This is a genomic window from Virgibacillus sp. M23, from assembly GCF_034190895.1.
GTDB classification, from domain to species: Bacteria; Bacillota; Bacilli; order Bacillales; family Amphibacillaceae; genus Virgibacillus; species Virgibacillus salarius.
Genome location: NZ_JAWDHA010000330.1, coordinates 1 through 413 on the forward strand (window position 1 = coordinate 1; position 413 = coordinate 413).

1 pseudogene is annotated in these 413 nt (G+C 36.1%); it reads right to left on the minus strand.

Going from position 1 to position 413, the window contains the following annotated elements:
- Nucleotides 1–413: pseudogene (locus RVS70_RS22815) on the minus strand (hypothetical protein); the annotation flags it as partial.

Sequence of the window (413 nt, forward strand, 5' to 3'; positions counted from 1 at the left end):
ATCGATATCTCCAAGGAAATCCGAATTATCAAAGTTGCCAGCCGATGTTTTTGTACCGATCAAGTCGTAAGCAGCTTTATATGTTCTTGTTTCATTGTCGCCACTATACTTATCTCTATTTTTATATACATCTGCAGCCACAGTAAATAAATCACCACCCCACCCTGCTAAATCTTGCTGTGTAGTTCCAACTAACGGAAGATTCGCATACAATAGAGCAGATAATGTAGCCATAAGATGAGGAAAATCAATAACTTCAGTTTTTGAAACGGGATCAGTTGCATAGACAAAACTATTTTCTCCTACAGCACTAATAACATATTCCTCAATCCCTTTATCAAATTGTCCAGAAGTTAATGTCCATATTATTGATTCATATCTTTTGCGACGAGAATAGTTGGTTGTAAGCTTAT